Genomic DNA, 20,623 nt, shown 5'->3' with positions numbered 1-20,623 from the left:
CGATGGAGATCGGCCTACTCGGAGCACTCGCCGGAGGCATCCTCACCCTGCTCAGCCCCTGTTCGGTGATGCTGCTGCCTGCGTTCTTCTCGTACGCGTTCACGAGTCCCGGCACACTCATCGCCCGCACGGGGCTCTTCTACCTCGGGCTCATCACGACGCTTGTGCCGCTCGGCGTGCTCGCGGGCACACTTGGTGCGTTCGTGAACGAGCACCGCTTCACGTTCGTGACCATCGCCTCGGTGATCGTGATCGTTCTCGGACTTCTCATGCTGCTCAATATCCCGTTGCCATTCTTGCGATCCGGGGCGGGACTGCAGAGCACGACGCCGGTCTCGGTGTACGCGCTCGGCACGGTCTACGGCCTGGCCGGTGTCTGCGCGGGTCCGCTCCTCGGTGCGGTGCTCACCGTCGCCGCGGTCAGTGGGAACGCGATCCTGGGCGGGATCACGCTGCTCTTCTTCGCTGCGGGCATGGCATTGCCGCTGCTCGTCCTCGCCCTCGTGTGGGGGCGCCTGCCGATCGCCCGACGGCTCGTGCGTCCGCGCGAGGTGCGGATCGGGCGCTGGCGCAACACGTGGACCGGCATCGTCGGCGGGGCGCTCACGGTGATCTTGGGCGTCTTCCTGCTTGTCACGAGCGGCACGTCATCGCTCGGCGGGTTGCTGTCGGCCTCGCAGCAGGTCAAGGTCGAAGGCTGGGCGTACGAGGCGACCCGCAGTGTGCCCGACTATGTCGTCCTGATTGTGGTGCTGGCGATCGCGGCAGGCGCGTGGGGTGTCAGCCGGATGCTGCGCACGCGGGCGGATGCATCGGTATCGGGCAGCGCTCCGGAGTGATGCCCCGGGCGGCCTAGCCGCGCGATTCGAAGGCGAGTCGTCCGGCGAGCAGCACGTAGGTGGCGGCGAACGTGCGCCGCAGCCACGTCATCACGCGCGGTCGACTGATGACCTGTGTGCGCATGGTGGCTGCGAAGACGCCGTAGATCGCGAAGACGACGAACGTCAAAGCCATGAAGACCAGGCTCAGCATGACCATATGCCCTGTGCTGTTGGCGCTGCCTGCGGGAACGAACTGCGGCAGGAATGCGAGGAAGAAGATCGTGAGCTTCGGGTTCAGCAGGTTGATGAGCACCGCTGTGCGGATGGTCCGCCAGAAGGACACCGGAGCGGGAGACTTCTCGACATCGATCAGCGAACGGTCCCGTAGCGTCTGCCACGCGAGGTAGACGAGATACGCGACGCCCAGCCACTTGATCGTCTGGAAGGCGATCGCGGAGGCATTGAGGATCGCCGCCAGTCCGGTGATCGCGGCCACCATGTGGGGAACCACGCCGAGCGTGCATCCGAGCGCGGCGATGATTCCGGCTTTGGTCCCCCGTGAGAGTCCCGCGGCGATCGAGTAGACCGCTCCGGTTCCTGGAGTCGCGACCACCACGAGAGTCGTCAGCAGGAATGCGATGCTCATGCGGTGCCTTTCGGATGATCGGTGGTTCCGCATCGTATCGGTATCGTCGCTCGCCGTCGATGCGCGGCGAGGACATCGGGGAGTGATTGCTACGCTCGCGAGATGACCGGCAGCCTCACGATCGCGCATCTCAGCGACCCGCATCTCGACGGATCTGCCCGACGCCGTGAGCGGTTCGAGGCTGTGCTGCGCCACGTCGTCGAGCTGCCCGAAGTGGACGCGATCATCGTGAGTGGCGATCTGGCCGACCACGGTCGAGCCGAGGAGTACACGGAGTTCTTCGCCGCGCTTCCGGCCGAGATTCCGGCGCTCGTCTGCGCGGGAAACCATGACCTCACCGCCCCGTTGCAGAAGGCGAAGGCGCGTGCGGGAATGCGCTCGCAGCTCGACGATGTGCTTCACCTCGACGGCCTCATGATCGTCGCGCTCGACTCTCATGTCGATGAGCGAGACGACGGGATGCTGGACGCTCAGACCCTCGGGCACGCGCGCCGCGCGATCGCGGAGGCATCCGTCCCGGTTGCCCTGATGCTGCACCATCCGCCTGTTCCCGTCGGGCACCGCGTGGTCGACGAGTCGTACCCGCTGCGTAACCCCGACGACCTCGCGAGGCTGATTCAGGATTCCCCTGCGGTCCTCGCTGTGTTCTCCGGTCACGTGCACACCGCCTTCACCGCCACATTCGCCGGAGTGCCGGTGCTCGGGGCACCAGGTATCGTCTCCACGCTCTGCCTCGGAGGTCGCATCAACCCGATCGCCGACCCGGATGCCATGCCCGGCTTCGCACTGCACACGGTCGTCGGACGCAGCATCCGCACCGTCTTCCACACGCTGAGTCCGAGCGAGTTGGCCTGATCGCTAGTCGTTCAGCAGCGCCGTTTCTGCGACGCGGTCGAGGCGCTGTACCAGCAGCGTTCCCTGCGTGGTCATCGCGCCGATGGCTGCGGCAATCACCAGCGCGGCGATCAACGCCATCACAGGAAGCTGAACCAGCAGGCGGCGACGAATGGTCATGACGACGATCGCGACCGCACTCAGGATTGCGATCGTCTGTCCGGCGACACCGGCGAACGCCATCCGCAGCGCGGTCTCTTCCGTGAGTGGGCCGTAGCTGTTGAAGATCGCGCTCAGCGCGAACGGGATCACGATGACGCCGAAGATCAGCACCATGCGGCGGTTCACGGGGAACCTGCGTGTCGTCCTGGGGGCATCGACGAGGGGCGCGCTCATGCCCCGACTCTAGACGTCGCGCCCGGTTCGCCGCCCGGACAACTCACACGACACGACGCCCGCCATCGGTCGCGATGACGGGCGTCGTGTCGTGTCACAGGTCAGCTGACGGCGTGCACCAGGCCGCTGATGAGCACGGTGATGATCGTGGTCCAGCCCACGATCGCGAGCGCCTGCCAGAACAGGATGCGCGCCTTGGTGACTCCGGCGGCGGCGAGCATCGTCGCGGTGAACTGCGTCGGCAGCAGCAGCGGGCCGAGCAGGCTCACGCCGGGGACGCCGTACTTGAGGAGCGCGCGCTGGAACTTCGCCTTGCGGGCCGCCTTCCGATCGCTGTCAGTCGACTCGACCACAGCCGCGTCTTCAACGACGGTCTCGCTGCCGCCGGCGAGGGCGAGCTCGCGCTTGCGGGTGCGGCTCGTGACGATCGCCTGTCGCGCACCGGAGCTGGCCAGCACAAGGAACGCGACGCACAGGAAGTTGCCCGCGATCGCCGCGATCGCCGCAACGATCGGGTTGATTCCGCCGGCGATGCCGATCGCAGCGGCACCCTCTCCTTCGATGAACGGCACCGCGGCGGCAAGCGCGACGATGAGCGGCTGCACGAGCTCGGGAACCTGGGCGACGAGGTTCTGGAAGGTTTCGATGAGGTTCATGGTGACTCCGATGTGAGGGGCGATCTGTGCGTCTGGGAGCCGGTCGTCCGGCTGATGAATCCAGTTCAGCGTCTTGCGCGGATCCGCAGAAGTGTCGGGCTGTCACCGCATTGCGGGTGGAATGCACGCGCGAGGCATGACATCTGTCATGGTCGTATCGTGGAGCCGATGAACACTCTCAACGCCGCCGATTCGGACGGTCTTTCGGCGCATGCAACTCCCGGCGCCCGCCACCTCGCGCGTGGCCTCACGGGCGCCTGGTGGTACACCGTCGGCGGTGTGATCTTCCTCGAGCTGATGCTCGTGCTGATCGTCATCGGCGCAGTGTTCACGGCGGGGGAGAGCACTGCGGTGGTCCTCACCGCTCTCCTTGGCGGTCTGCTGTGGTTCGGATCGACGCTGCCGCTGCTGATCCGCTATCGCCTGTACGGCGAGACGGCGGCCGATGCGCAGTGGATGAGAGTGCTGGTTCCTCTCGCCGTCGCCGTCGCGTTCGGTGCGACTCTCGGCGTCATGACCGAGAGCCTGCTGCTCGGCGTCTTCCCCCTGGCCCAGAGCGTGACGCTGCTGCATTGGCCACGGGGCGTTCGTGCGCGGGTCGTGATCGGGCTCGTCGTCGCGCTGATCGCGCTCTGGATCATCGACGCGCGCATGGGCAGTGTGGTTCTTCACACCGGACCGGCAGCCGGTCTGACGGCCTTCTACTGCACGGTCCTGCCTGTGATGACGGTGACGACGCTGTGGTGGTGGGATGTCCTGAGCGCGCTCAATCAGGCGCGTATCTCCGAGTCGCGACTTGCCGCCACCCAGGAGCGACTGCGCGTCGCGACCGACGTGCACGACCTCCAGGGGCACCATCTCCAGGTCATCGCCCTGCAACTGGAGCTCGCTGAGCGCTTGATGTCTCGTGAACCGGATGCGGCGCTGGAACAGCTGCGCGCAGCGCGCGTCAGCGTCGACGAAGCGCGGCAGGGGACCCGCGACCTCGCGTTGCGTTTCCGTTCTGTGCCGCTGCCCGACGAGATCGCCAACGCCAGCGATCTGCTGCGTGCGGCGGGGATCGATGTCACGACCACGATCGCCCCGGATGCTGCGGACGCGCCCGGTGCCGATCTCGGACCCGTGATCCGCGAGACGACGACCAACATCCTGCGTCACGGCGGAGGCAAGAACGCCCGACTCTCCCTCGTGCGCGCAGACGCCGTCTGGCGCTACGAGATCACCAACGACGTCGTCCCCGGTGTCGTGGCCGACGCCGACGGCTCGGGCCTCGAAGGGATCGGCCGTCGCGTGCGCGAAGCGGGAGGCACGCTCGAGGTGCGTCGTGGCGACGAGGAGTTCGCGGTGATCGTGACGGTTCCCGGGCGTGCCGCGGCATCCGCTCTGCCCCCTTCCGTCCCGAAGGAGGCACCGTGATCCGCGTTCTGCTCGCTGACGATGAAGGCATGATCCGCTCGGCCGTGGCCGCCCTGCTGCGGTTGGAGGGCGACATCGATGTGGTCGCCGAATGCGCCGACGGGACGCAGGCGGTCGAAGCCGCGCTGCGGTTGCAGCCCGACATCTGTCTGCTCGATCTGGAGATGCCGGGCCTCGACGGCGTTGAGGTCGCCGAGAAGCTCAATCGCAGCATCGCGACCCGCTGCATCGTCGTCACCCGGCACGCGCGACCGGGGGTGCTGCGACGCGCACTCAGCGCCGGCGTCGCGGGCTTCCTGCCGAAGTCGCGGGGCGCGGATGAGGTCGCGGCGATCATCCGACGGGTGGCTGCCGGCGGTCGCTATGTCGACCCCGAGATCGCAGCGGATGCCCTGAGCGACGAGCGAAGCCCGCTGACGGACCGCGAACTCGACGTGCTGCGCGCGGGCCGGCGCGGGGAGACGACCGGACAGATCGCCCGGTCGCTGCTGCTCGCCCCGGGAACCGTGCGCAACCACATCTCGGCGATTCTCGGCAAGCTGTCTGTCGCCACACGGCAACAGGCCGTGCTGCTGGCGGAAGAACGCGGCTGGATCTGAACTACTCGCCGAGCTCTGATTGAAGCTCCCGCAGCCGCGACTGCGTACGCCGGTACAGCAGGTACTCGGCGATGTTCGCGACGCAGACGATCGCGAGCACGACACCCACGACCGGCCACCATCCCCATGTGCTGTCGGCGTGCTCCCCGAACACCAGCACCAGCCCGCCCATCACGACGAGAGTCACCGCGAGCGCAATCGCGTTGTTGAGCACGAAGTAGGTCCGCGTGCGCGCGAGACGCAGCGGCAGCAGCGATGTGAGCCACTCGGTGACGAACCCGATCACGAGTCCGAGCGCACCCGAGGCGAGCACGGTGAGCACCCGATCGAGCAGTGACGCCTCGGCCACGATCGAGAACTGGAGCAGCATCCCGATTCCGAGTCCCAGAAAGAGCGATCTGACGACGTTCGTGAGGTTCATGGCTGCTCCTTCACATCTTCAGCGCTGCGCGCAGGCGGCGCGCATAGATCTTGGACACTTCGATGTCATCGCCGCCGCTCATCCGCAGCACGTAGCGCGAGTTGAACCACGGCACGATCTCGCGCACGTGCGCGAGATTCGCGAGTTGCGAGCGGTTGACGCGCAGGAATCCCAGGTCCGCCCAGGATGCTTCGTAGTGCTGCAGCGTCTCGCGCAGGCGGTACGCGCCGGCATTGGTGTGGGCGACGATGCCGTCGGCGGATGCTTCGACCACGCGCACCTCGCGGGGGGACAGCACCGCGAAGGTGTTTCCCTTCTGGCCGGTGACCATGCGCGGGCCCGGGGTGGTCCGCTCGGCGATGCCGGTCGCGAGAACTCGCACGATCTCCGCCCAATCCAGCGGGTCGAAGACGATGCAGGTGCGCCCCGCCGGGGCATCCATTCCGCTCTCCACGAGCACCCAGCCGCTGCCGTCGACGGCGATGCCGACGGCAGCGAGCTCGCGCTGCAGCTTCTCGCGCACAGGCGGGGAGCAGACCAGCTGCACCATGGGCGGTTCCGATTCCGTCGAGGTCGATCAGGGCTGCAGTCGATCGAAGAGCAGTCGGATCTCGACCAGCTGCTCGATCGCCTTCTGCGCGTAGTCGAGCGAGCCGAAGTTGGCGATGTAGTAGTTCTCGCTGCTCGGATCGTACAGGGCGAAAGTGCCGCTCGCGCCGACGGCGCCGTGCAGGTCCGTCATCGAGAACAGCAGCGGTGAGAGTTCGGAGAAGCGGAACTGCATCATCCCCTGGCCGTAGCGGATGCCCGAATCCATCTCGTGGGTGAAGTTCGTCATCGCCGCGAGTGACTCCTCACTCACGAGCTCGCCCTCGTGCAGCGCACGCGAGAACGTGAGCAGATCGCGCATCGTGGTCACGACGCCGCCGCCGGCCCAGTCGACCGAGAGGGCGTTGCGGTCGCTCAGATCGATGCCATCGAGCGTGATCGAAAGGATGCCGGGCGAGGCGCCGAACTCGGTCATCAGATCGCTGTCGGTCATGCCGAGTGGGGTGAAGAGGCGGTCATCGAGGATCTGCGCGTAGGGCTTCTTCTCGATCTGCTCCAGCGCGAGTCCGAGCAGGATGTAGCCGGTGTCCGAGTAGGCGAACTGGGCACCCGGAACCCCCACCGGCTGCTGGCGATCACGGGAGTACGCGAGCAGATCGGTCGGCGTGAACGTGAGATCCGGGTTCGCCGCGATCTGCGCGAGCAGCGGCTGCCCAGAGGCCACTTGTCCTTCGAAGTAGTCAGCGACCCCGGACGTGTGCGAGAGGAGTTGACCGAGCGTGACCTCCGCGGCATGGTCGATGCCGTCGACGACGAAGAGATCCCCAAGGTTGGCGTCGTCGAGCCAGGTGGACACGGGGTCATCCAGCGAGACCGTGCCCTCGTCGACGAGCTGGCCGTAGACGGTGGCGAGCATCGTCTTGCCGACGCTCGCCGAGTGATAGCGGCTGTCGATCTGCGCGGGCTCGTCACTGTCTGCGTGTGTCGTGCCGACAGCGAACTCATGCAGCCGGTCGTTCTTCGCGGAGTAGATCGTGAACAGTGCGCTCGACAGCGTGGGTTCGCCGTCCACCGCCGCGCGCAGCTGCTTCTCGACGGCCTGATCGAACTCCTCCGGGCTCAGCGGTCGGTTGAGGAACATCAGCGTGCCCACCCCGGCCAGTGCCAGAGCGACCACCCCTCCGGTCACTCCCCACGCGATCTTTGCGCGTCTTCTCATGTCGATCTCCTTCGTGATCTGCGAACACGGTGACGCTACGGGCGGGGTCGCCGGGCGCGGGAGTCGTCGGCGGCAGGAGGTCGAGGATTGGCGCCGAGCGGTCGCCTACGACCTGTGAACGTCCGACGCCCTGGCTACATTGGCGTGGTGGAACAGCTTCTGACCGAGCGCCTTGTGCTCACCCGCCCCCTGCCGGATGACGAGTCCGAGCTGTTCGCGCTCTGCTCCGATGAACGGGTCTGGCGGCACTACCCCTCGCTGCGCCACACCGACACCGAGCAGACGAGAGCGATGCTGGACCGCTGGACGCAGCAGTGGGACGCGCACGGGCTCGGAGTCTGGGTCGCGCGCGGGCGCGAGGATGGCGCTCTTCGCGGGTATGGCGGATGCTCCGTGCTTCACGATGCCGTGTGGAACCTCGGCTATCGACTCTCTCCCGAGCATCACGGCCACGGCTATGCGACAGAACTCGCGCGTGCGGCGATCGATGCGGCACAGCGCGTTCACCCCGACCTCCCGGTCATCGCGTACCTGCTGGCCAACAACGAGGCCTCCGCCGGTGTCGCGCGACGACTGGGGATGCGCGAAGTGCATCGGGGTCCCGATGTCGGCAATCCCGATCCCGACGCGGTCCGGCTCGTCTTCGCAGAACGCGCGCTCACGGCAGTCGAGCTCGCTGCGACCCTGCGCTGAGCGCTGACAGGATTGAGGCGTGGTCTCGACCTTCACTCTCGTCACGCGCACAGGCCTCGCCGTCGAGCGGCTGTTCGACGCGTCGCTGGACATCGATGCGCACCAGGCGTCGATGGCAACGTCAGGAGAGCGGGCGATCGCCGGCGTCACGAGCGGACGGATCGGCCTCGGCGAGACGGTCACCTGGCGGGCACGGCACTTCGGCATCTGGTTCCGGATGACGTCTAAGATCACGAGCCTCGACGCCCCTCACCGCTTCGTCGATGAACAGGTCTCGGGGCCGTTCCGGAGCTTCCATCATCTGCACGAGTTCAGCCGGGACGGTGACGAGACGGTCATGACTGACACCATCACGCTCGCATCGCCGATCCTCGGCGCTGTCGCAGAACGTCTCGTCCTCGTGCCGTACCTGCGACGGCTGATCCGCCAGCGAAACCGGTACCTCGTCCATTCGCTGAGCGGTTCCGGGAACAACGAGTGACGCTCCCGCACCTTCCGGTCTGGCCATCGGCGGATGCTGCCTTCCGGCGTTCCGAGGTCGCAGCCGTCGTCGGCCACGGCGACGAGGTCTGGGATCGCGCCACACACGACGTGCTGCGCTGGAAGGTGAAGACCCGCAGCGGATTCCGGGTGGATGAGGAAGGCCCGGTGGCGGCAGGGGAGCAGCTCATCGTGACGGCGCGCCTGCTGTGGCTGACGATCCAGGAGCCCGTCGAGGTCGTCTCGGTCGTGCAGACAGCGCAGCGCGTGGGTTTCGCGTACCGCACCTTGCCCGGCCACCCGGTCTCCGGAGAAGAAGCCTTCATCGTGCACCGCGATGGTGACGCCGTCGTGCTCACGATCCGCTCGCTCACACAGGCAGCACCGCACCAGCCCTGGAGGATGCTGTACCCGGCGCTGCGCGTGGCACAGCTTTTCGCACGACGGCGGTACCTGCGCGCCTTGCGGTAGTTCCCGGCGCGGCGGAGGTCACCGATGCCGGCGTCTCGATCGAAAGGTGGAGAGGAAGCTCCATCCTCCTGGTGATCTCCGCGGCCGCGTGCGCTGCTGGGCTGGGGAGCATGACACATCTGCGCGCGCGCACCCTTTCCGATCGGCTCACTTCTCGACACGGAGCGTGGATCTCGCTGGGCATAGGGCTCGGCTTCGTCCTGCTGTTCGGGCTGTTCGCCAGAGCAGATGCTCCCGCGGCTAACGCCGTTGCTCCGGCTGATTCCGAATCTGCTCGCGTCAGCGCGCTCATGCAGACCTTCCCCGATGCCGATCGCCAGTCCGTTCTGCTCGTCGCCGTGCGCGAAGACGGGGCGGCGTTGAGCGCCGATGACCAGACCGCCCTGGCTGCGCTCCCCGGGGCACTGGATCCCTCTGCCGCGTCGCAGATCTCCGGGCCAATCGTGAGCGATGACGGCGAAGCCGCACTCCTTGTCGTACCGATCACCACCGGTGCGAGCAACGGCGAAACCGCGGAGGTCGTCGCCGCCCTTCGGGATGATGTCGCCGGGATGACACCGTCCGGGCTGACGATCAAGGTCACCGGGGGGCCGGCCTTCGGCGCAGATGTCGCGGCCGCGTTCGAGGGCGCGGATTTCACGCTCCTTGCGGTGACGATCCTGATCGTCGCCGTGCTGTTGATCGTCACGTACCGCTCTCCCGTGCTCTGGCTGGTTCCGCTCGTGGTCGTGGCATTCGCTGATCAGCTTGCGGGCAAGGCGACCGCCGCGGCGGGAGCCGCCTGGAGCCTCCAGTTCGACGCCGGAATCATCAGCGTGCTGGTGTTCGGTGCCGGCACGAACTACGCGCTTCTGCTCATCTCGCGATATCGCGAAGAGCTGCTCGTGCACCAGGATCATCGGGGCGCACTGAGCGCCGCCTGGCGCAAGACTGCACCGGCGATTCTTGCCTCGAACGTCACGGTTGTACTGGCGTTGCTGACACTTGTTCTCGCAGTGATCCCCGGCACTCAGGGCTTGGGCATCACCTCGGCGATCGGGCTGCTCATTGCGCTCGCGGCGGTGCTGCTCATCCTGCCTCCGCTGCTGGCCGTGTGCGGACGGAAGATCTTCTGGCCGTTCGTGCCACGCCCCGATGCACCCACACGAACCGGGGGCATCTGGCAGAAGATCGCGGCGAATGTGGTGAAGCGACCGCGCCGAAGTCTGGTCGCAGGTCTTGCGCTGCTCTCCGTCATGGCTCTCGGCCTGATCGGCACCTCCGTCGGGCTCGACCAGGTGGAGAAGTTCCGTGTGCCGTCCGAATCCGCGGCAGGCTTGCAGACACTCTCGGAGCACTTCCCCGCGGGTGAAGCGCAGCCGATCTTCGTCGTCGCCACCGCAGCGGCTGCGGACGACGTCATCGATGTCGTCCGCAGCGTGCCAGGAGTGCTGCGCGCGCACTCGACCGGCGAGACCAGCGCTGACGGGCTCGCGGCGATCATGGTGACCGGCGAGTACTCGCCGGGGACATCCGAGAGCCTTGCCCTCGTGGAGGATCTTCGCGATGCCGTGCACGAGATCGACGGGGCGGACGCGCTCGTGGGTGGCGCCGTCGCGACCGACCTCGATGCCCGTGCGGGGAATCAGGCCGACCTGCTCCTGATCGCGCCACTCGTGCTGGCGGTGAGCTTCCTCGTTCTGCTGATCCTGCTGCGCTCGATCGTCGCCCCCGTGCTCTTGCTGCTGGTGAACATCATCAGTGCCCTGGCGGCGATCGGCGCGGGTGCGTGGCTGAGCCGGGTGCTGTTCGATCAGTCGGCGCTCGATCTGCAGGTGCCGTTGCTGTCCTTCCTCTTCCTCGTCGCACTGGGCATCGACTACACGATCTTCCTCGTACACCGTGCCCGAGCAGAGGCGCGCACGCTGGGCACCAGGGAGGGGATGGTGGAGGCGGTCGCGCACACCGGAGGCGTGATCACGAGTGCGGGGATCGTGCTGGCTGCCGTCTTCGCCGCGCTCGGGGTGCTTCCGCTGGTGCCCCTCGGCCAGCTGGGCCTCATCGTGGGCATCGGCGTCATCGTGGACACGCTGGTCGTGCGCACAGTGATCGTGCCGGCGCTGTTCGGGCTGCTCGGGGACCGCATGTGGTGGCCCGGCGTCGGCACTCGGGCCGCTGGTGACCTTCCGGAGCCCGCCGTCACCGCCGAGGCGTCACGCGAGAGAGTTCGCGTCTAGGGCATCGCGGAGGCGGCGCTCGTCGTGCGCCGCCTCCGCGTCCAGCGCCGACGCATCCGCCTTCTGCTCGTTCGCCGCCCGCTTCGCCTTGCGGGTGCGCGGACGCTCGCGCGACAGCGGATACTTCTCGTCCAGACGGGGCTCGATCACGAGCCGGCGCAGGGCGAGCAGGATGAGGAACCCACCCGACCAGTACGACAGGAACAGCACGATTCCGTGGGGGAACGTGAAGCTCACCAGCGTCGCGATGATGCCGATGCCGAAGTAGAGCCAGCGCCAGGCCTGCGTGATGCGATCGCGGGCGGCCTGCTGTTCGTCGGCACGCACCTGGAGCGATTCGACGCGGGCGCTCAGCGCCTCGTCCTCGATCACGGTGAAGAGTTCGCGCACCGCGACCTGTAGCGCGTCGGCGACGAGCGACAGCGTCTCCAGGCTCGCATCCTGCCCTGCCTCCAGGCGCTGGATCGTGCGCAGCCCGACGCCGCTTTCGTTCGCGAGACGCTCCTGGGTCCAGCCCTGCGCCTGGCGGAGTTCGATGATTCGTGTGGTGTTCATGGCTCTCATGCTCGTCGCCCCTCTGCCGCCAGCACCACGCCAGGGCGCCGCCATTCCGCCGCCAGCATGCCGCCAGCGACCCGCCACCATTCTCGCGCGCCGATGTCGACTTATGGTCTCGGGCGGTTGTCACGCGCGAGTAGCGTTGTGAGTCTCATGTCCCAGCTCACCGCCGTACGCCGCGCACAGGCGACACCGCCCGCACGCGCATGGGTCATGCTCATCGCGGGCCTGCTCGCGCAGGCATCCGGAACTCTGTTCGTGAGCACCCCGGCCTTCCTCATCCCCTATCTGCATACCGAACGCGGGGTGAGCCTCGCCGAGGGCGGGATGCTCGCTGCGGCGCCCACCCTCGGGCTCGTCCTGACGATGGTGCTCTGGGGCGCGCTGGCCGACCGCTTCGGTGAACGCCTCGTGATCGCCCTCGGGCTCGCCCTCACCGCGCTCCCGGCGCTCGGTGCGGCGATGACGACCGACCTGGTGCAGCTCGGGTTCTTCCTCTTCCTCGGAGGCGCGGCGTCCGCCAGTGTGAACGCGGCGAGCGGCCGCGTCGTGATCGGATGGTTCCCCCGTGACCGCCGCGGATTCGCGATGGGCATTCGGCAGATGTCGCAGCCGCTGGGAGTCTCCGCGGCCGCGATCCTCGTGCCCCTGCTGCTCGACGGATACGGCATGCCCGCAGCGCTCCTGCTCTCCGCGGTGCTCAACGGTGTCTTCGCGGCGGTGTGTGCGATCATCATCCTCAATCCGCCGCACATCGCCACGGTCGCAGGCTCGGTGCCCGTCGCCGCCGTCAACCCCTACCGTGGCAGCAGCTTCCTCTGGCGCATCCATGCCGTCTCCGGACTGCTCGTGATCCCGCAGTTCGCGCTCTCGATCTTCGGCGTGGTCTGGCTGGTCACCGACCTCGGTTGGGATGCGACGCTCGCAGGTCTGCTCATCGCCGCGGCCCAGTTCGTCGGAGCGATCAGCCGCATCGTCATCGGCGGGGTCAGTGATCGCGTCGGCAGTCGCGTGCGCGTGCTGCGCTGGGTCGCGATCGCCGGATGCTTCGCGATGCTCGCCCTCGGACTCGCAGGCTTCCTGCGGATCGACGCGCTCGCGGCGATCATCTTCGTCGCCGCGACCGTCGTGAGCGTGCTCGACAACGGCATCGCCTTCACGGCCGTCGCCGAGGCCGCCGGTCACAGCTGGGCGGGACGCGCGCTCGGCGTGCAGAACACCGGGCAGTTCCTTCTCGCTTCGGCTGTCGGCCCGGCGTTCGGTGCGCTGATCACGCTCGTCGGCGCGCCCTGGGCGCTCACTCTGCTCGTGCTCGCGCCCGCCGCCGCATTCCCCCTGATTCCGTCGGAGGATCGCTCGGCGCTCGCCGAAGACTCCTAGCTTCGATCAGGACGGCATGCGCGTCAGCTTGTCGGGGTTCGAGATCTGGTGAACCTCGATCACGTGGCCTGTGTCGTCATAGGTGATCTCGAGCACATCCCGTCGGCCGGGGGAGTCGAAGGCGATGACGAAAGCGTCATTCACCTCGAACACCGCAACCTGCATCGGGGCGTCAGGGTGCTCGGCGGCCGTCTTCGCGAAGATCCCGAGGTAGAAGCGCGCGATGTTCGCTCCACCGTAGATCGGATTGCGCGCCGCGCGGACCTTGCCGCCGCCGTCGGAGTAGAGCACGGCGTCGGGGGCGAACAGGGACATCACCGTCTCCAGATCGCCGTTCGCGATGGCCGTCACGAGGCGTTCGAGTGCCGGTCGATCCGCGGGTCGCGGCGCCGCCGCATCCGGATCGATCTGCAACCGTCGCTCGGCACGCGAGATGAGTTGACGCACGGCGGCGGGTGACTTGTCGAGGACCTCGCCGATCTCCGGCGCCGTCATCTCGAAGGCGCGCGAGAGGATCAGGGCCGCCCGCGCCTCGGGCGGCAGCTGCTCTGCGAGGTGCAGCAGCGACAGCGACAGCAGTTCGCGATTCGCGACGGCATCCTCCGGGAGCAGTGCGGTCGCGACGGGCTCCGGCAGCCAGGTTCCGGGGTACTCCTCACGGCTCGCCGCCAGTTGCCGCACCCGGTCGATCGAGCGGCGTACACACACCGTTGTCAGCCATGCCGGCCACGAACGGATCGGCGGTGCGCCACGCTCCGCCTGTACCGCCTCGATCGCGACGTCGGAGACGACGTCCTCGGCGTGGCCGAAGTCTCCGAGCATCCGATAGGCGATCCCGATGAGACGTCCGCGCTCGCTCTGCCAGGCCAGGGTCGCGGGCGTCGCCGTTGTCATGCCTTCACCGTAGTCGGCACCTCACGCGATCGGGTTCTTCTCATCGATCGGCGGCTGCATCTCGGTCGCGATCGCGATGCGGTTCCACACGTTGATCGTCGAGATCGCGAGAACGAGAGCGCCCAGCTCGCCGTCGTCGAAATGGCGCGCCGCTTCCTGCCAGACGTCGTCGCTCACTCCGTCGGGCGCGAGGAGGGTGAGTGCGTCGGTCAGCGCGAGCACGGCGAGCTCGCGCTCTGTGAACAGGGCCTTCGCGTGACGCCACGCACCGACGGCGTGCAGCTTGCGACGGGGGATCCGGTGCTTCAGTCCCGCCGTCGCGTGCATGTCGACGCAGAACCCGCAGCCGTTGAGGATCGAGGCGCGAAGCTTGAGAAGCTCCAGCAGGTCGACGGGCACAGTCTTGCGCGCGTAGGCCTCCATGCCGATCACGGCCGCGTAGCCGAGCTTGTTGGTCTGTCCGATCGAGATTCTCGTCATGGCGGGTCTTCCTTTCGGCACCCGCGGTGGGTGCGTTCATGAAGATGTCGGATGCCAGGGGTGAAGTGTGACAACTGTGGTCGTGCGACATCCGTCATGCCGTCGTCCGGGCGCGCCGCGCCCTGCGAGAATGGAGGCGCCCGAGTATCGAGCCGAGGAGTCACCGTGCAGTTCATCTCCACCCGTGGCGGCATGCAGCCGCAGCCTTTCAGCGAAACCCTCCTGGAGGGTCTCGCCCCAGACGGTGGACTCGCCGTTCCCGAGGTGATGCCTGAGGTCGACGGTGAGACGCTCGAGCGCTGGCGCGCGCTGACCTATCCGCAGCTCGCGGCCGAGGTTCTCGGCTTGTTCGCGACGGATATCCCGCGCGCAGACCTGGCGCGCATGACGGAGGCTGCGTACGCGTCGTTCCCGGAAGAAGTCGTTCCGTTGCGTCCGATCGGTGATGGCATCACCCTCGTCGGTCTCTCTGAAGGTCCGACGCTGGCGTTCAAAGACATGGCGATGCAGTTCCTCGGTCAGGTGCTCGAGTACACGCTGGAGCGCAAGGACTCCGTGCTGAACATCGTCGGCGCGACATCCGGCGACACCGGATCCGCGGCAGAGCATGCGCTGCGCGGCAAAGAGCGCGTCGCTGTCTTCATGCTGTCGCCGCAGGGGCGGATGAGCGCCTTCCAGCGTGCGCAGATGTTCTCGCTCGATGACGCGAACGTGCACAACATCGCCGTCGAGGGCGTGTTCGACGACTGCCAGAATCTCGTCAAGGCACTCGCCGGCGACCTCGACTTCAAACGCGCCCAGCACCTCGGCGCGGTCAACTCGATCAACCTGGCCCGCATCACGGCTCAGGTCGTCTACTACTTCTGGGCCTGGCTGCGGGCAACCGATGCCGGCGGCTGGACGGAGCTTTCGTTCACGGTGCCCTCGGGCAACTTCGGCAACATCCTCTCTGGCTTCTTCGCCAAGCAGATGGGGCTGCCGATCCGTCGACTCGTGCTCGCCGCGAACGAGAACAACGTGCTCGACGAGTTCTTCCGCACGGGCATCTACCGTCCGCGCAGTGCTGCTCAGACCCTCGCGACCTCCAGCCCCTCGATGGACATCTCCAAGGCCTCGAACCTCGAGCGCTTCATCTTCGATCTCGTGGGCCGTGACGCGACCAAGGTCGTCGCCGCATGGCGCGACCTCGACGAGCAGGGCTTCTTCGACTTCACCGCCGATCTCGGACGCTTCGAAGACGAGTTCGGCATCGTCAGCGGCACCTCGACCCATGCCGACCGTCTGGCGACGATCCGCTCGGTCTACGAGACCACCGGCGAGATCATCGACCCGCACACCGCAGATGGCGTGAAGGTCGCCCGCGAGTACGTCGAGTCGGGTGTTCCGATGCTCGTGCTCGAGACGGCCAAGCCGGAGAAGTTCGCGGAGACGATCCAGGAGGCGATCGGCGTCGAACTCGACTACTCCGACGAGGTGCGTGCGATGCTCGACGCTCCGCAGTTCGTCACCGAGATGGCCGACGACGAGCAGGCGCTGCGCGCGTTCGTCGAGGCCAACGCGCTGCGCTGACGACCAACCGCCGTTCCGACCGAGGCGCCCACGGCGTGGACGCCCCGGCCGGGGCTGTTGATGACGGGCGTCAGGCGAACGACGGGTTGACGGCGACCATCCAGGTGATGCCGAAACGGTCGACCATCATGCCGAACAGACCGCCCCAGGGGGCGGGATCGAGCGGCATCAGAACGGTGCCGCCTTCGCTGAGGCCGTTCCAGGCCGCCCGCAGTCGATCGGTCTCCGGATCATCGCCGCTGAGCGAGACGGACATGCCCTGCGGCGTCGCGTAGTTCATGCCCGTCGGAGTGTCGGACGCCATGAGGACGAGCCCGCCTTCGGCGTTGATCTGCGCATGCATCACGAGGTCTTCCTCGCCCGGTGCGACACCGGACTCCGGCATGTCGCCGAACCTGCTGACGGTCAGCTCGCCGCCCAGCACGGAGTGGTAGAACTCCATCGCCTCACGTGCGTTGTCTTTGAAGGACAGATACGGATTGAGATGCGCCATCGCTGCTCCTTTTGCGTGGGGAACGGGCCGTCCGTCCGCGCTGCACGCTCAGTCTGCGCCTGGCCCCCGACATCCGCAAGGCATCTTCGTGCGTCAGCGCACGGGCTGCACGAGTTCGGTGAGCCATTCCGATTCGGGAAGCGGTTCGCTTTCGAGATAGATCTCTCGACACTGACCGACCGGCTCGGCGCCGGCGTCGAGGATGCCCTGGGCCAGTGCGTTCCAGGCGTCGCCGATGCCTGCCATGTCTCCGCGGTACGCCAGCACGGCCGCCCGCTCGATGGGGGCCAGGGTGACGACCTCCCATCCCTCATCGTCACGGACGTCGTCCCCGGCGATCCATGACATCCAGACGCGCAGATCGTCTGTGCCTTCGACCGATTCGTACCAGAAGACGCCCGGCTCGAGGTACTCGACACCCGCGTCGTCCAACGCCCTGCGCAGCGCGGGCAGGGTCTGGTTGACGACGCTGCCCACATTCTCTCCGCCCGGTGCGATCCCCGAAGCGGCGTAGACGGTCACTTCCTCGACGCGGCGGAACTCGATCTCTGTCATGGTCTCTCCCTGCAGTCGGCGCAGGTGCGCATCGAGACGGTCGACTCGCGCCGATTCGGCGGCGATCGTGTCGAGCAGCATCCTGCGCTGGTGATGAAGCGTCCGCTCCAGCTCCGCGGACGGGTCCTGCGCCGTCAGGACGCGAGCGACGTCATCGAGCGAGCAGCCCACGTCGCGCAGTTGCGTGATCCGCAGCAGATCTGGCAGCTGCGTGATCGCGTAGCGGCGATACCCGGTCCGGTCGTCGACGTGTGCGGGGGCGAGGAGCCCGATCGCGTCATAGTGGCGCAGCATCCGCGGGGTCACGTGCCCGAGACCTGCGAACTCTCCGATGGTGTGCATGAAGGTCACACTCGACGATGACACAGTGTGAGAGTCAACCGCGGTTCCGGATGCGTGCGCGTCGCCCGCCCTCGATAGCATGGCGCCATGACCACCCCGACCGTGCGCCCCGGTATCGCCGAGCGCCTCTCGCGCATGATTCAGTTGCCCACGGTCTCCGCCGAGATCGAGGAGCGAGGGCAGGAGCCCTTCGACGGTTTCGTCGCGCTGCTGGCCGAGCTCTATCCGCATGTGCACGACACTCTCACTTTCGAGCGGCACACGGATCTCGGGCTGCTGTACCAATGGAAGGGCGCATCCGCCGAGCGTCCGGTCGTGCTCATGGCGCACTACGACGTCGTCCCCGTCGACGAGAGCGATGACTGGACGTATCCGCCCTTCGAAGGCAGGATCGCCGACGGCTCGGTCTACGGGCGCGGGGCGCTCGACGACAAGGGGCCCCTGATCGTCGTGATCGAGGCCGTCGAGAACCTCCTCGCCGACGGCTACACCCCGGCGCAGGATGTCTACCTCTCGTTCGGCGGCAATGAAGAGACCTACGGCAAGGCGGCGGAGGAGATCGCGAGGGTGATGCGCGAACGCGGCATCGTGCCCTGGCTCGTGATCGACGAGGGCGGTGCTGTCGTCACGGCGCCTTTGTCGTTCGTGCCCGGTCGCGCGGCGATGATCGGCGTCGGCGAGAAGGGCGTGCTCACGCTGCGCCTGTCGGCCCGCGGCGACGGCGGACACGCCTCCGCGCCGCCTTCGCTGACGGCTGTCGGTCGCGTGGCACGGGCCGTCAACCGCCTGACCCCCGGCACCTTCCCCGCCCGCACGCCGAGGGGCATCGCGCGTATGCTCACGGTCCTCGCTGCGGAGACCCCTGGGGCGGCGCGGTTCCTGCTGAAGACCCTGGGCGCCGTGCGACCGCTCACCGCGCGGGTGTTCGCGGCGATGGGCGGAGAACCCGCGGCCATGGTGCGCACGACGGTCGCGGCGACGATGCTCGCCGGCGGAACCGCCGCGAATGTGCTTCCCTCGCAGGCATCCGCGACCGTCAACCTGCGCATCGCCCTGGGCGAGACGGTCGAAGGCGTCGCAGAGCGCGTGCGCCGCCGCATCCGCGACCCCCTTGTCGTCGTCGAGGTCGTCGAAGGCAGCGAGCCTTCGCCCGAGTCCGCGACCGACAACGCGCAGTTCTCGCTCATCGCCGATGCGCTCGCCGTGTCGCACCCCGGCGTTCCGGCGGTGCCCTACGTCATGATGGCTGCGACCGACTCTCGTCATTTCCACCGCTACGCACCCGCGGTCTACCGCTTCGCGCCGCTGGAGATGTCGAATGCGCAGCGCGCATCGATCCACGGTGTCGACGAGAGCGTCGAGATCGCGGCGCTGGAGAGCGGCGAGCGTTTTCACCGCGCACTCCTGCAGCGGATACAGTGATCGCACCCGTACCCGACGGGTACCTCTCCACCTCACCGAACGAGGAGGCGCAATGACGCGCACCGCAGCACTGGGCACTCTCGCCGCCGTCGTCGGCTTCCTGGCCTTCGTGGAGTTCACCAGCGGCGTGCTGCAGGGCTACTACACGCCCATGCTCACCGACATCGCACGGCACCTGGGCATCCATGATGCTGACGTGAACTGGCTCGAAGGCGCGCAGCTCATGCTCTCGGCCCTCGTCGTTCCCGCATTCGCGAAGCTCGGCGACATGATCGGCCACAAGCGGATGCTGCTGATCTCCACCGCGCTCACGGCGGCGGCGGCACTCGTGCTGCCGTTCACCGACTCCTTCGCGGTGTTCCTCGTGGCGTGGGCGCTCATGGGCTTCTACGTCGTGTGGCTGCCTCTGGAGATCGCGCTGATCTGGTCGCGCTCGCGACGCATGGAGGGCCGTTCGCTCATCACGGCACGTGCCGCTGGTCTGCTGGTCGCCGCTCTCGAAGGCGGTGCGATCATCGGCGCGCTCGTCGGAGGCGCGCTGATCGATGTGCTGCCGCTGACGGTCGTGCTGCTCATCCCGGCCCTGCTCGTCGTCGTCTGCTTCTTCGTCATCCTGTTCGGGGTGAAGGAATCGCCCGAGCCCACGGGTGGCATCTTCGACACCGTGGGCCTCGTGCTGATCTCGTTGGCGCTCATCTGCTTCACGGGCGGCCTCGGGATGCTGCGCCTCGAAGGCGGGCTTGAGAACCCCTGGTCGTGGGGCGTCGTGGTCCTCGGACTCGCGCTCATCGTGCCGTTCGTGCTCTGGGAACTGCGTCACGCCGATCCGCTCATCGACGTGCGGATGTTCCGCTCCCCGGCGCTCGGCCCGGTCTTCCTCACGGCCGGCCTCTTCGGCGTCAGCGTGCTCGGCGCCCAGGCGCCGCTGTCGACCTTCGCGCGCACCGACCCGACCGTGTACGGCTACGGCCTCGGCACCACAGGCTTCGCGACGTCGCTCATCATCGGCATCTACCTGATCGCGATGATCACGGGTGCGCTGCTGTTCCCCGGGATCGCACGGCGCACGGCGCCGCGCCTGACGCTCATGGGCGCCTCGGTGCTCGTGGGTGTGGGCTTCCTGCTGTTCCTGCCGTTCCACGACACGTATCTGCAGCTCGTGACCAACATGGTCATCGTCGGCCTCGGATCCGGTGCGCTCGTCGCGGCGCTTCCTGCGGCTGCGGCATCCGCGGCCCCGGCCACGCAGACCGGGGTCGCGACGGGGCTCACGAACTCCGTGAAGACGGTCGGCGGTGCGATCGCATCCTGCATCTTCGGCATCGCCCTCCTGCAGGGCGTGGGCGGCGCTGTCGCGGAGGGCACCGCGGGGTCGCTCTCGGGGTACTTCACGGTGTGGATCGTCTGCGGCGTGACGGCGCTCGCCGCGGCCGCGCTGCTCGTCTTCGTGCCGAAGCAGGCGTTCACGGACCGGGCCGCGGCGTCCGAGGACGAGGTCGTCGCGGCTCCCTGA

The 20,623-nt window shown here is 67.6% G+C and carries 23 protein-coding genes; 12 read left to right on the top strand and 11 right to left on the bottom strand.

Going from position 1 to position 20,623, the window contains the following annotated elements; genetic code table 11:
- Nucleotides 1–2 precede the first annotated feature (2 nt).
- On the top strand, nt 3–839 hold the full coding sequence (locus AC1REM_RS00685; RefSeq protein WP_492512844.1) for a cytochrome c biogenesis CcdA family protein: 837 nt from the start codon (nt 3–5) through the stop codon (nt 837–839).
- A gap of 13 nt (nt 840–852) precedes the next feature.
- Here the strand turns inward: AC1REM_RS00685 and AC1REM_RS00680 are convergent, their stop codons facing one another.
- On the bottom strand, nt 853–1,467 hold the full coding sequence (locus tag AC1REM_RS00680) for a LysE family translocator (protein ID WP_492512843.1): 615 nt from the start codon (nt 1,465–1,467) through the stop codon (nt 853–855).
- A gap of 102 nt (nt 1,468–1,569) precedes the next feature.
- Between AC1REM_RS00680 and AC1REM_RS00675 the strand changes: the two genes are divergently transcribed.
- A complete protein-coding gene (locus AC1REM_RS00675) occupies nt 1,570–2,322 on the top strand; it encodes a metallophosphoesterase (protein ID WP_492512842.1) in 753 nt (250 codons plus the stop codon).
- Nucleotides 2,323–2,325: 3 nt separating this feature from the next.
- On the opposite strand, the gene AC1REM_RS00670 is transcribed toward AC1REM_RS00675, so the two are convergent.
- The gene (locus AC1REM_RS00670; RefSeq protein ID WP_492512841.1) at nt 2,326–2,697 is read right to left on the bottom strand and encodes a hypothetical protein; all 372 of its coding nucleotides are present in this window, start codon (nt 2,695–2,697) and stop codon (nt 2,326–2,328) included.
- Between the two features lie 101 nt (nt 2,698–2,798).
- The gene (locus tag AC1REM_RS00665) at nt 2,799–3,353 is read right to left on the bottom strand and encodes a small multidrug efflux protein (protein WP_492512840.1); all 555 of its coding nucleotides are present in this window, start codon (nt 3,351–3,353) and stop codon (nt 2,799–2,801) included.
- Nucleotides 3,354–3,521: 168 nt separating this feature from the next.
- Between AC1REM_RS00665 and AC1REM_RS00660 the strand changes: the two genes are divergently transcribed.
- Together AC1REM_RS00660 and AC1REM_RS00655 are read left to right on the top strand one after the other, a co-directional pair.
- On the top strand, nt 3,522–4,769 hold the full coding sequence (locus AC1REM_RS00660) for a sensor histidine kinase (protein ID WP_492512839.1): 1,248 nt from the start codon (nt 3,522–3,524) through the stop codon (nt 4,767–4,769).
- Nucleotides 4,766–5,368, top strand: a complete 603-nt coding sequence (locus AC1REM_RS00655; protein ID WP_489967890.1) for a response regulator — start codon at nt 4,766–4,768, stop codon at nt 5,366–5,368. Before AC1REM_RS00660 ends, AC1REM_RS00655 begins: the two co-directional genes overlap by 4 nt.
- Before the next feature lies 1 nt (nt 5,369).
- Here AC1REM_RS00655 and AC1REM_RS00650 read toward each other — a convergent pair whose 3' ends face one another.
- From AC1REM_RS00650 to AC1REM_RS00640, 3 genes are read right to left on the bottom strand one after another with little or no spacing between them, the layout of a single operon-like run.
- A complete protein-coding gene (locus AC1REM_RS00650) occupies nt 5,370–5,789 on the bottom strand; it encodes a hypothetical protein (protein WP_492512838.1) in 420 nt (139 codons plus the stop codon).
- Between the two features lie 10 nt (nt 5,790–5,799).
- The gene (locus AC1REM_RS00645; RefSeq protein WP_492512837.1) at nt 5,800–6,339 is read right to left on the bottom strand and encodes a LytTR family DNA-binding domain-containing protein; all 540 of its coding nucleotides are present in this window, start codon (nt 6,337–6,339) and stop codon (nt 5,800–5,802) included.
- 27 nt (nt 6,340–6,366) lie between these two features.
- Nucleotides 6,367–7,557: a serine hydrolase domain-containing protein gene (locus tag AC1REM_RS00640; protein WP_492512836.1), complete on the bottom strand. Its 1,191-nt coding sequence runs from the start codon at nt 7,555–7,557 to the stop codon at nt 6,367–6,369.
- Nucleotides 7,558–7,704: 147 nt separating this feature from the next.
- Between AC1REM_RS00640 and AC1REM_RS00635 the strand changes: the two genes are divergently transcribed.
- The 4 genes from AC1REM_RS00635 to AC1REM_RS00620 all read left to right on the top strand — a co-directional run bounded on the left by AC1REM_RS00635 (nt 7,705) and on the right by AC1REM_RS00620 (nt 11,417).
- On the top strand, nt 7,705–8,250 hold the full coding sequence (locus AC1REM_RS00635; protein WP_492512835.1) for a GNAT family N-acetyltransferase: 546 nt from the start codon (nt 7,705–7,707) through the stop codon (nt 8,248–8,250).
- Between the two features lie 19 nt (nt 8,251–8,269).
- Nucleotides 8,270–8,731, top strand: coding sequence for an SRPBCC family protein (locus tag AC1REM_RS00630; RefSeq protein WP_492512834.1), 462 nt, complete (start codon nt 8,270–8,272; stop codon nt 8,729–8,731).
- Entirely contained in the window at nt 8,728–9,201 is a 474-nt protein-coding gene (locus AC1REM_RS00625; protein WP_492512833.1) for a DUF1990 domain-containing protein, read from the top strand. Before AC1REM_RS00630 ends, AC1REM_RS00625 begins: the two co-directional genes overlap by 4 nt.
- 110 nt (nt 9,202–9,311) lie before the next feature.
- Nucleotides 9,312–11,417, top strand: coding sequence for an MMPL family transporter (locus AC1REM_RS00620; RefSeq protein WP_492512832.1), 2,106 nt, complete (start codon nt 9,312–9,314; stop codon nt 11,415–11,417).
- On the opposite strand, the gene AC1REM_RS00615 is transcribed toward AC1REM_RS00620, so the two are convergent.
- The gene (locus AC1REM_RS00615) at nt 11,394–11,972 is read right to left on the bottom strand and encodes a helix-turn-helix domain-containing protein (RefSeq protein ID WP_492512831.1); all 579 of its coding nucleotides are present in this window, start codon (nt 11,970–11,972) and stop codon (nt 11,394–11,396) included. The two genes, AC1REM_RS00620 and AC1REM_RS00615, sit on opposite strands and share 24 nt — an antisense overlap.
- 156 nt (nt 11,973–12,128) lie before the next feature.
- On the opposite strand from AC1REM_RS00615, the gene AC1REM_RS00610 reads away from it, so the two are divergent.
- Entirely contained in the window at nt 12,129–13,355 is a 1,227-nt protein-coding gene (locus tag AC1REM_RS00610) for an MFS transporter (protein WP_492512830.1), read from the top strand.
- A gap of 6 nt (nt 13,356–13,361) precedes the next feature.
- Here AC1REM_RS00610 and AC1REM_RS00605 read toward each other — a convergent pair whose 3' ends face one another.
- Together AC1REM_RS00605 and AC1REM_RS00600 are read right to left on the bottom strand one after the other, a co-directional pair.
- Entirely contained in the window at nt 13,362–14,249 is an 888-nt protein-coding gene (locus AC1REM_RS00605) for a sigma-70 family RNA polymerase sigma factor (RefSeq protein ID WP_492512829.1), read from the bottom strand.
- A gap of 21 nt (nt 14,250–14,270) precedes the next feature.
- Nucleotides 14,271–14,729, bottom strand: coding sequence for a carboxymuconolactone decarboxylase family protein (locus AC1REM_RS00600; RefSeq protein ID WP_492512828.1), 459 nt, complete (start codon nt 14,727–14,729; stop codon nt 14,271–14,273).
- A gap of 165 nt (nt 14,730–14,894) precedes the next feature.
- Between AC1REM_RS00600 and thrC the strand changes: the two genes are divergently transcribed.
- Nucleotides 14,895–16,298, top strand: coding sequence for a threonine synthase (thrC, locus tag AC1REM_RS00595; protein ID WP_492512827.1), 1,404 nt, complete (start codon nt 14,895–14,897; stop codon nt 16,296–16,298).
- Nucleotides 16,299–16,368: 70 nt separating this feature from the next.
- Here thrC and AC1REM_RS00590 read toward each other — a convergent pair whose 3' ends face one another.
- Together AC1REM_RS00590 and AC1REM_RS00585 are read right to left on the bottom strand one after the other, a co-directional pair.
- Nucleotides 16,369–16,791 carry a VOC family protein gene (locus AC1REM_RS00590; protein ID WP_204938118.1) on the bottom strand — a complete coding sequence of 141 codons (423 nt, stop codon included), beginning with the start codon at nt 16,789–16,791 and terminating at the stop codon, nt 16,369–16,371.
- Between the two features lie 93 nt (nt 16,792–16,884).
- Entirely contained in the window at nt 16,885–17,688 is an 804-nt protein-coding gene (locus AC1REM_RS00585) for a MerR family transcriptional regulator (protein WP_492512826.1), read from the bottom strand.
- Between the two features lie 87 nt (nt 17,689–17,775).
- Here AC1REM_RS00585 and AC1REM_RS00580 point away from each other — a divergent pair, with 87 nt between their 5' ends.
- Both AC1REM_RS00580 and AC1REM_RS00575 read left to right on the top strand, forming a co-directional pair.
- Nucleotides 17,776–19,110 carry a M20/M25/M40 family metallo-hydrolase gene (locus AC1REM_RS00580; protein WP_492512825.1) on the top strand — a complete coding sequence of 445 codons (1,335 nt, stop codon included), beginning with the start codon at nt 17,776–17,778 and terminating at the stop codon, nt 19,108–19,110.
- 52 nt (nt 19,111–19,162) lie between these two features.
- On the top strand, nt 19,163–20,623 hold the full coding sequence (locus AC1REM_RS00575) for an MFS transporter (RefSeq protein ID WP_492512824.1): 1,461 nt from the start codon (nt 19,163–19,165) through the stop codon (nt 20,621–20,623).

The sequence above is a fragment of the Microbacterium sp. GW823-FHT02G05 genome (assembly GCF_058797175.1).
This window is presented reverse-complemented; position numbering and strand designations above follow the sequence as displayed.